The organism is Fretibacterium sp. OH1220_COT-178, assembly GCF_003860125.1.
Classification (GTDB): domain Bacteria; phylum Synergistota; class Synergistia; order Synergistales; family Aminobacteriaceae; genus CAJPSE01.
The window spans coordinates 145,563-154,258 of sequence record NZ_RQYL01000003.1 but is presented as its reverse complement, the minus strand read 5'-3'; the positions used below and the strand labels follow the sequence as shown (position 1 = coordinate 154,258).

The window sequence follows — 8,696 nt, the reverse complement described above, 5'->3', positions numbered from 1 at the left end:
CAATGCAACTTGAGCAGGAAGCAAGGGCGGGGGGGGATGACATTTTCTCTGTCCCATTTCACCCTTTCAACCATGACATTTTCTCTGTCCCTTGACAGCCCGAGACGAGGCTCGGGCCAGACTTTTTTCGAACGACTCAGAGAATATGCCTGCAACAAGAAAGGTTCTAACTAACGGCCGCGCCCTCCCATGGTCAGTGCCATGACCGCCTTGGCCGTGTGCAGGCGGTTTTCCGCCTCGTCGTAGACGATGGAGTGCGGCCCGTCGATGACGGAGTCCTCCACCTCGTTGTTCCGGTCCGCGGGAAGCGCGTGCATGTAGACGACGTCTCGGTCCGCCGTGGCGATCTTTTCCTCCGTACACTTCCAGGCCTTGTGCGCCATGAGCTTGTCGTCGACCACCTTCACCGCTCCGGTCGTCGTCAGCCCCGTCTGGTCGGTAACCCAGTTGCCCCAGTTCTTGGGGATCACGATATGGGCGTCCTTATAGGCGTAGGCCTCGTCGTCCGTCACCGTGACGCTTCCGCCGTAGCGCTCCGCGTTGGCCTTGGCCTCGGCGATGACCCAATCGGGAAGTTCCCAGCCCTTGGGATGCGCCAGCACGACCTCCATCCCGAAGCGCGGGAAGAAGAGGACCTGGGACAGGGGCACCGAGATCGGCTTCTTGTGGCTCTCGGCATAGGCCCAGATGATGGAGACCTTGAGCTTCTTGGTCGTCCCGAACTTCTCGTGGATCGTCATCAGGTCGGCGATGGCCTGCATGGGATGGTAGAGATCGCACTGCAGGTTCATCACCGGCACCGGGGACCATTTGGCCATCTCGTTGATGTATTTGTTGCCGTAGCCCCAGTTGCAGTAACGGCAGGCAATGGCGTGCCCCATCCGCCCCAGGATGATGGCGGTGTCCTTGGCCGTCTCGCCGTGGCTGACCTGCATGGTGCTGGTGTCCAGGAAATGCGCGTGTCCGCCCAGCTGGGTGATGCCCGCCTCCATGGAATTGCGCGTACGGGTGGACTGCTCGAAGAACATCAGAAAAATGGTCTGATTCTTGAGCATGTCGTTGATCTTCCCCATGGCGAAGTCCATCTTGAGCTGCATCGATACCCTCAGCAGCGTCTCGACCTCGTCCTGGCTCCAATCCCGAAGCGTGACGAAATGCTTTCCCCTGAACAATGTCTGCATTCGAATTCTCCCCTTTGATAGTTTCACCCGTCCCCCATCGGGGAAGCCGGGCCGAATTTCGTCCCCTTACTGGGCCAGCCCCGTCATCCGGTTGAACGCCTCGATCTTCTCGTCGATGACGTCGGCCATCTTATGCACGTTCTTCCAGTAGTCGAGGTCGTACCACTGGGCGTTCAGCTCCTCCGAGGTCTTGCCCTGCTGTTCGACCCAGGTGTAGTACTTCAGGTTATGGATGCGCTTGCGGTCGTAGTAGGAAAGCTCCGCCATGCCGTCCAGCCCCATCCCCAGGATGTAGCGGTTGTGGTCGATCGCGGCCTGCGCCTGGGTGTATGCGCCCCTCTCGGCGTTCATCTCCTCGAGGCGGGAGCCGTACATCTCCATGGAATCCGTAAAGACCGTGACGATGACGTCGTTCTCGTCCATCTCGTAGTACTTGGCCATCTTGATCGCCATGGCCACGTTGGCCGCACCGGAGATCCCCATCAGGTTCAGGCGCTCGAGGTCCGCGTCCCGCACACCGATGCTTCTGAGGTACTTCTGGCCTTCCGGCTCGTTGCAGAATCGGATCATCGCCATGCAGATATTGTCATCGATGGCGAACACCATGTCGGTGTTCTTGACGTTGTGGACCCAGGGGATGTGCTTGTCCCCGATCCCCTCTATGCGATGATCGCCGAACCCGTTGAGAAGCAGGGTCGGGCACTGGAGGGCCTCCCCCACGCCGAATCGGAACGTCGGGAAGATCTCCCGCAGGTAATCGCCCACCGCGGTCGTCCCGGCGGAGCCCGAGGTCACGACGGCCCCGGCAAAGCGATCCTTCGGCCCTTTGACGTCCTGGAAGAGCTCCTCCATCGCGCGCCCGGTCACCGTGTAGTGCCACAGATGATTGCCCAGCTCGTCGAACTGGTTGAAGATGACGGCCTCGGGACGCGTGGCGCGGATCTCCGCGACCTTGTCGTAGATCTCCTTGACGTTGCTCTCGGTTCCCGGAGTGGCGATGATCTCGCCCGCCACGGTCTTGAGCCAGTCAAAGCGCTCCTTGCTCATCCCCTGGGGAAGGATCGCGACGGACTCGCATCCCAGAAGCTGGGCGTTGTAGGCCCCGCCACGGCAGTAATTGCCGGTCGACGGCCAGACGGCCTTGTGCCGCGTGGGGTCGAACTGTCCCGTCACGAGGCGCGGGACGAGGCAGCCGAAGCTCGCCCCGACCTTGTGGGCCCCCGTGGGGAACCACTTGCCGCAGAGGGCGAAAATTTTCGCCTTCACGCCGGTGATCTCGCGCGGAACCTCGAAGTAGTTGACCTTTCCGTAAAGGCCGCCACTCTTCTGGGGCTGATTCTTCCAGGTGATCCGGAAGAGGTTCACGGGATCGACATCCCACAGCCCGACATTCTTGAGTCTTTCCTTGACGCCGGCGGGGGTGTGGGCCTCGGGATCCCGCATCTGCTTGAAGGTGGGGATCAGAACGTTGCGCTTCTTCGCCAGCTCCACCGTGTTCTTCAGATTTTCCTGATTCATCGTCAGATCGATCATGTTCTTCCTCCGCTATTCGGCCGTGGGATCTCGTCTCCCGCAGCGATTCTCGAAAATGCCCTACGACGCCCCTCTACGCGAGGTCGGGATAGACGGGGAACTTGGCGCAGAGCTCCTTGACCTCGGCCCTCACCGCCTTGTGCAGGGATTCGTTTTCAACGTCCTTGGAGATACGGTCGATCCACTCCGCGATTCGCTTCATCTCCGGCTCCTTGAAGCCACGGGTCGTCACCGCCGGGGTACCGATGCGGATGCCGCTGGTGACCATGGGCTTCTCCGTGTCGAAGGGGACGGAGTTCTTGTTGACCGTCAGGCCGGCCTCGTTCAGCGCATGCTCAAGCGCCTTGCCGGTCAGCTTCTTGTTGCGCAGATCCACCAGCATCAGGTGGTTGTCGGTCCCGCCGGACACCAGCTCGAATCCGTATCCGACCAGAGCCTCGGCCAGGGCCTTGGCGTTGGCCAGGACCTGCTTCTGGTAATTGACGAAGTCGCTCCCGGCGGCAAGCTTGAATGCCACGGCCTTCGCCGCGATGACGTGCATCAGGGGGCCGCCCTGCATGCCCGGGAAGATCGTCTTGTCAAGGGCCTTGGCGAATTCGGCCTTGCACATCACCATGCCGCCGCGCGGACCGCGGAGGGTCTTGTGGGTCGTCGTGGTGATGAAGTCGCACCAGGGCACGGGGTCCTTGTGCAGCTTCGTGGCGACGAGACCGGCGATATGCGCGATGTCGAACATCAGATAGGCTCCGACCTTCTTCGCAATTCTGTGGAAGGGTTCGGCGTCGATCTCCCGAGAATAGGCGCTGGCGCCGCACACGATCATCTTCGGCTTGTGCTCCATGGCCTGGCGCTCGACCTCATCCATGTCGATGCGTCCGGTATCCTTGCCGACGCCGTAGGGAACGAAGTTGTACAGCTTGCCCGAGAAATTGACCGGAGAACCGTGGGTCAGGTGGCCGCCGTGGGAGAGGTTCATCGCCAACACGGTGTCGCCCGGCTGCAGGACGGAGAGATAGACGGCCATGTTCGCCTGGGAGCCGGAATGGGGCTGGACGTTGACATGATCGCAGCCGAAGAGCGCCTTGGCCCGATCGCGTGCAATGTTCTCCGCGACGTCGACGACCTCGCAGCCGCCATAATAGCGCGCACCGGGGTAGCCTTCCGCGTACTTGTTGGTCAGAACCGAGCCCAAGGCGGCCAGTACGGCGGGAGCAACGACATTCTCCGAGGCTATGAGCTCGATCCCCTCCTCCTGGCGCTCGCGCTCCCCCGTATAAACCTTGTAGATCTCGGGATCCGTTGCAGCGAGGTATTCCTTTGCCGTCTTCATTGTCAAGTCCTCCTTGAAAGATTGAAAGAGTGTCTGCAAAATATGCGCTTCGTCCTTGGACCGAAATCCCCGAAGCGTCGGGCCGTTCAACGCTTTTTCAATTCGCGCTCCAGCTCCTCGAGGTCCGGCCCGACGGTTATCGCCTTCCCCACCGATTTCTGCGCGTTCACGATATCCTTCAGGCCGTTGCCCGTCACCACGATGGCCACTCGGTCCGCTTCCTTCAATATCCCGGACTGGGCCGCCTTGCGGAAGCCCGCAAAAGCCGTCGCACCAGCCGGTTCACCGAAGACGCCCGTCGAACGCGCCAGCTCCGGAATGGCGGACAGGATCTCCTGGTCCGTCACCGTGATCATGTCGCCGCCGGTTTTGCGAACCGCCCGCAGCGCCTTGGCCCAGTTTCGGGGAGAACCGACGGAGATGCTGTCCGCCAGGGTCTCGGCCTTCGTAAAGGTCACCCGCTGCGCACCGGACTTGAAGGCGTCGTGTATCGGCTTCGATCCCTCGGCCTGAACTCCGATGATCGCAGGCATGCGGTCGATGAGACCCAGCTCCATCAGGTCGGAAAAACCTTTGTAAAGTCCACCGATGCAGCACCCGTCCCCGACGGAGATGAACACCTTGTCGGGGACATCCCATCCGAGCTGTTCGGCGATCTCCATCGCGCAGGTCTTCTTGCCCTCCACGAGATAAGGGTTGATCGCGCAATTGCGGTTGTACCAACCGAACTTGTCGATGGCGGCCGTCGCAAGGCGGAAGGCGTCCGCGTAATCTCCTTTCACCAGGACGACCGTGGCCCCGTAGACCAAGAGCTGCGTGACCTTGGCCTGGGGCGCCTGCTCCGGCACGAAGATGGTGCTCTGCATCCCCATCACCGCAGCAAAACCGGAAAGCGAGCTGGCCGCATTGCCCGTCGAGGAGCAGGCAACGACATTCCGACCGAAATCCAGGGCCTTGGCCACCCCGACGGCGCTGGCCCGATCCTTGAGGGATCCCGTGGGATTGCGGCCGTCGTCCTTGACGAAAAGCTCCTTCACCCCGTACTTTGCCGCCAAGCGCTCCGCGGAATAAAGGGGCGTCCACCCCACTTGAAGCGAGGGGATGGATTCCCTCCGCAAAACGGGCAAAACAGCTTCGTAACGCCAGAGCGACGGAGTGGGATCCGCTTTGAGGGCGGCACGATCCATGGATTTCCTGAGGAGAGCATAGTCGTACAGGACGTCCAGAGTCCCGTCCAGCCCGCACGCGTCACAGGTATAGGGAGCGGTGGAGGGATCAAACTCTTTCCCGCATATCACGCACTTCAGCACCGACGGAACGGACATGAAAAAACCCCTTTCCTCTATCGCGTATCTCGACTTTTCACTTCTGGCACTGAACCTCAATAAGGATACCGCAAGCCGATAATTTCTTCAATGAGAAAAAATAATTTTTTCGAAGAAAACCAGCGTTTTTTTGGAGGCATTAAAAATTTCATGGGGTCTATTTTAAAAAATAAAGAACAACCTCGAAAATATTGCGAAGGTCTGCAGAGCGCTCGCTCAAAAATTTTTATGGACTTTCGGAGACAGAGCGGGTAGAATGATGCAGCTCTGGAGGTGAGATTCGTCTGGTGACGGGCCCGGGCTTCAAACCCGGTGAGAGGCGGTTTGCGCCGTCTCTGGTGGGTTCGATCCCCACACGCCTCCGCCAAGGGACGCAAGCGCGCCGGCCTGCAGTCGAATGCAAGGCCGGCGTTTTTCTTTACCCCCGGCTCGGCTGGTGGTTTCATTCATGGAAAGCAATCCCGCTAAAATCACGGTGTCAATCGGACATCAGGACCCTCTTCAAGTCCTTCAGAGCGGTCTCCAGGGCCGACCGAATCTCCCCCGCCGCCAGTCCCTCCAACTCCCCGAGACGCTGAAACACGGGCAGCGCTTGGGCGAGGAGGGAAAGGGGAAGCCGGTCGGGCTCATACTCCAGCAGGAGCCCTCCGGTTCTGACGTTGACCGTGACCACCTTCACTCCTTGTATTCCCAGGAGCGATCCTCTCAGCAATTCGGCGAGCTCGGGCATCGTCAGCAATCGGGACCTGAGCCGAACCCTTCCGGGCACAAAACTCTCGATCATCGCCATCCTCCCCGACACGGCCGGAAGTGGGAGGAAACTCCGGCCCCCCTTGGAAAACGCCCTTGCTCCGCACGTCCCAGTACCGGCGTCAGCGCATACAGGGCCGACCCCACCGTGGATAAATTGTGCAGCAAGGCCGACAAGGCCGGCGTTATGCCGCCCAGGACGCCCAATCCCAAAAGAAGCGTATTCGCTCCAACGATCAACGTATAGTTTCTGTATATCTTCCTCATCGTCCTGCGCCCCAGGCGACGGGCATCCATGATTCCGGAAAGCCGATTGTCGGAAAGGACGACATCCGCAACCTCCCTGGCGATGTCCGCCCCGCTGCGCATGGCGATGCCCACATCCGCCGACGAGAGAGCCGGAGAGTCGTTGATTCCGTCCCCCACCATGACAACCCCTCCCCCCGCAGACCTGAAACGCTCGACATAGCGCGTCTTCTCGTCGGGCAGCATGCGCGCGTGAAATTCGTCGATGGAAAGCCGTTCGGCGATGCTTCGGGCAACGCGTTCCTCATCCCCCGTCATCAGGACGATGCGCTCCACACCGTCGCGATGTAGGGCCTCGACCACTTCGAGGGCATCCGGGCGCAGGGGATCCTCGATGCATAAAATCCCCGCCAGCTCGCCCTCCATCGCCAGATAGAGGACGGAATACCTCTCAAGCGCGCGGTCGATTCTCTCCCGCTCCGTCGGACCACAGGGGACCCCTTCGTCCTCGAAAACGAAATGGGCACTCCCAATCAGGACCTTTTTGCCCCTCCAGAGGGAGACGATGCCATGGGCCACAGCGTACTCGACCTCCGTATGCTCCTCACGATGCTGAAGCCCCTCCACCTCGGCCTGACGGACCACCGCGCGGGCGATGGAGTGCGGAAAGTGCTCCTCGAGGCAGGCCGCCACACGAAGGATCTCCTCCCGGTCGTGTTCGCCGAAGGGGACGACCTCGGCCACCCGCGGCGAGGAGACCGTCAAGGTCCCCGTTTTATCGAAGACCACGGTGTTTGCCCGGCTCAGGGCCTCCAAAAACTTACCGCCCTTGACCAGGACACCCCGCTGGGCTCCCTCTCTCATCGCGGACAGAATCGCCAGGGGGGTGGCCAGGCGTATGGCACAGGAGTAGTCCACCAAGAGCGCGGAAGACGCACGCAGCGCACTGCCCGTCGCAAGATAGGTGAGAGCGGCCAGCAGAAAGCTGTAGGGAACGATTTCGTCGGCCATTTTTTCGGCCCGGCTTTGCACCTCGGCCTTCAACACCTCGGACTCGTCGATCATCCGGGCGATCTTATGGATACGGGTCTCGCTGTCAAAGGCTGTGACCCGCACCACAAGCTCTCCTTCCTCGATCACGGTCCCCGCATAGACGCTCAGTCCGCGGCGGCGATGGACCGGCATGGATTCGCCCGTCATGGCCGACTGGTTTACAAGCCCCTCTCCCTCCACCACCACCCCGTCCACCGGAATGACCGCCCCCATACGAAGGACCGCAAGATCCCCTAGCCTCAGTTCGGAGAAGGGAATTTGAAGCTCGGCGCCATCCCGTCGAACCCAAATCCTGTCGATGTCGATCATCAGGCTGTCGGACAGGCTTTCCCGAGATCGCTTGTGGGTCCATTCCTCGAGGATATCCCCCAAGGTCAGAAGCGTCGTGATGACCGTCGCCGTACGGAAATCACGGCGCAGAAGCGAAACGCCCACCGCGGATGCGTCCAGGACGGATACGTTGAGCCTCCTACGGCAAAGAGCGTTCATGCCTTTAAGAATCAAGGGCATGGACCTCAGCACGACGAGGGAATAACGCGCGGCCGCAGGCAGAAGAGAGCGAACGAAAGCCCCTCCAAAAAGTCCGCGCAAGCCAGTCCAGAGTCCGCCTTCATCCGAGGAGGACAGGGGCTCCGTCTCTTCCAGATTCCCATAGAACTGCCTGTCCAGCATCCGAACGGCCTCAAGAACCATGTCCCTGAAGCCTGGACGATGCAGAATAAGCAGGCTGCCGGTCCTGAAGGAAGCTCTCACTTGCTCGATGCCGTCCAGCTGTTCAAGAATGGCGGCGATACCGCGGGATTCGGACAAGGTAAAAGCGTCTTTGCCGCAGCAAAGACGCAGACGTCCAGGTAACTCATGCACTATTTCGAAGGTCATCGGAGATTCCTTTGCTCGATCTGTTTCGCAGCGTCAGACAAGGTCCGACAAGGAGAATACGATTTTTTTCCGAAGCCGGTTCGATTTGGAAAATCGAGAACAAGCCCGGAGGCCGCATAGGGTCTCGCTAGCTTTCCGCGCCCCCCCCGGAGGTGCCGTGCTCGTTGACATAACGGGCCTCGGCCACGATGTCCTCGACCGACTCCTTCATCCTGTCCGCCATATAGGCCAGGCGCTCCTTCAGCTCAAGTCCTTTACCGACAACGGCGACAGCGAACTTCTTGCCCGTCTTGCTCTGCACGGCGCAGACTGCGCCGGCCCCCAAGGCCACCCCAGCGCCAAAAATCAACAAATGCGAAAACTTCATCGCCATCCTCCTCTCGAAAATACTGCTTTATC

The 8,696-nt window shown here is 60.4% G+C and carries 7 protein-coding genes and 1 tRNA gene; 1 reads left to right on the top strand and 7 read right to left on the bottom strand.

The features are described 5' to 3' along the window. Positions 1-170: 170 nt before the first annotated feature. From EII26_RS02325 to EII26_RS02310, 4 genes are all read right to left on the bottom strand, one after another. Positions 171-1,181 (bottom strand): ornithine carbamoyltransferase, encoded by a 1,011-nt coding sequence (locus tag EII26_RS02325; protein WP_124887525.1) that lies wholly within the window; start codon positions 1,179-1,181, stop codon positions 171-173. A 66-nt stretch (positions 1,182-1,247) separates the two neighbouring features. Further along, a complete protein-coding gene (locus tag EII26_RS02320) occupies positions 1,248-2,714 on the bottom strand; it encodes a pyridoxal-phosphate dependent enzyme (RefSeq protein ID WP_124887524.1) in 1,467 nt (488 codons plus the stop codon). A gap of 73 nt (positions 2,715-2,787) precedes the next feature. Then, the gene (locus EII26_RS02315) at positions 2,788-4,044 is read right to left on the bottom strand and encodes a serine hydroxymethyltransferase (protein ID WP_124887523.1); all 1,257 of its coding nucleotides are present in this window, start codon (positions 4,042-4,044) and stop codon (positions 2,788-2,790) included. 86 nt (positions 4,045-4,130) lie between these two features. Beyond that, the gene (locus tag EII26_RS02310; RefSeq protein ID WP_124887522.1) at positions 4,131-5,369 is read right to left on the bottom strand and encodes a threonine synthase; all 1,239 of its coding nucleotides are present in this window, start codon (positions 5,367-5,369) and stop codon (positions 4,131-4,133) included. A gap of 269 nt (positions 5,370-5,638) precedes the next feature. Between EII26_RS02310 and EII26_RS02305 the strand changes: the two genes are divergently transcribed. Beyond that, positions 5,639-5,736: transfer RNA gene (locus EII26_RS02305), tRNA-Sec, on the top strand. Between the two features lie 111 nt (positions 5,737-5,847). Here EII26_RS02305 and EII26_RS02300 read toward each other — a convergent pair. The 3 genes from EII26_RS02300 to EII26_RS02290 all read right to left on the bottom strand — a co-directional run bounded on the left by EII26_RS02300 (position 5,848) and on the right by EII26_RS02290 (position 8,664). Next, the gene (locus tag EII26_RS02300) at positions 5,848-6,153 is read right to left on the bottom strand and encodes an HMA2 domain-containing protein (RefSeq protein WP_124887521.1); all 306 of its coding nucleotides are present in this window, start codon (positions 6,151-6,153) and stop codon (positions 5,848-5,850) included. Then, the gene (locus tag EII26_RS02295; protein WP_233572554.1) at positions 6,150-8,228 is read right to left on the bottom strand and encodes a heavy metal translocating P-type ATPase; all 2,079 of its coding nucleotides are present in this window, start codon (positions 8,226-8,228) and stop codon (positions 6,150-6,152) included. The genes EII26_RS02300 and EII26_RS02295 overlap by 4 nt, the downstream gene beginning before the upstream one ends. Positions 8,229-8,424: 196 nt before the next feature. Then, positions 8,425-8,664, bottom strand: a complete 240-nt coding sequence (locus EII26_RS02290) for a DUF6110 family protein (protein ID WP_124887519.1) — start codon at positions 8,662-8,664, stop codon at positions 8,425-8,427. Positions 8,665-8,696: the final 32 nt, after the last annotated feature.

What these genes read in the sequence shown, in the direction of transcription:
- EII26_RS02325 (WP_124887525.1), bottom strand. Translation starts at nt 1,181, where the DNA reads ATGCAGACATTGTTCAGGGGAAAGCATTTCGTCACGCTTCGGGATTGG.
- EII26_RS02320 (WP_124887524.1), bottom strand. Translation starts at nt 2,714, where the DNA reads ATGATCGATCTGACGATGAATCAGGAAAATCTGAAGAACACGGTGGAG.
- EII26_RS02310 (WP_124887522.1), bottom strand. Translation starts at nt 5,369, where the DNA reads ATGTCCGTTCCGTCGGTGCTGAAGTGCGTGATATGCGGGAAAGAGTTT.
- EII26_RS02290 (WP_124887519.1), bottom strand. Translation starts at nt 8,664, where the DNA reads ATGAAGTTTTCGCATTTGTTGATTTTTGGCGCTGGGGTGGCCTTGGGG.
- EII26_RS02315 (WP_124887523.1), bottom strand. Translation starts at nt 4,044, where the DNA reads ATGAAGACGGCAAAGGAATACCTCGCTGCAACGGATCCCGAGATCTAC.
- EII26_RS02300 (WP_124887521.1), bottom strand. Translation starts at nt 6,153, where the DNA reads ATGATCGAGAGTTTTGTGCCCGGAAGGGTTCGGCTCAGGTCCCGATTG.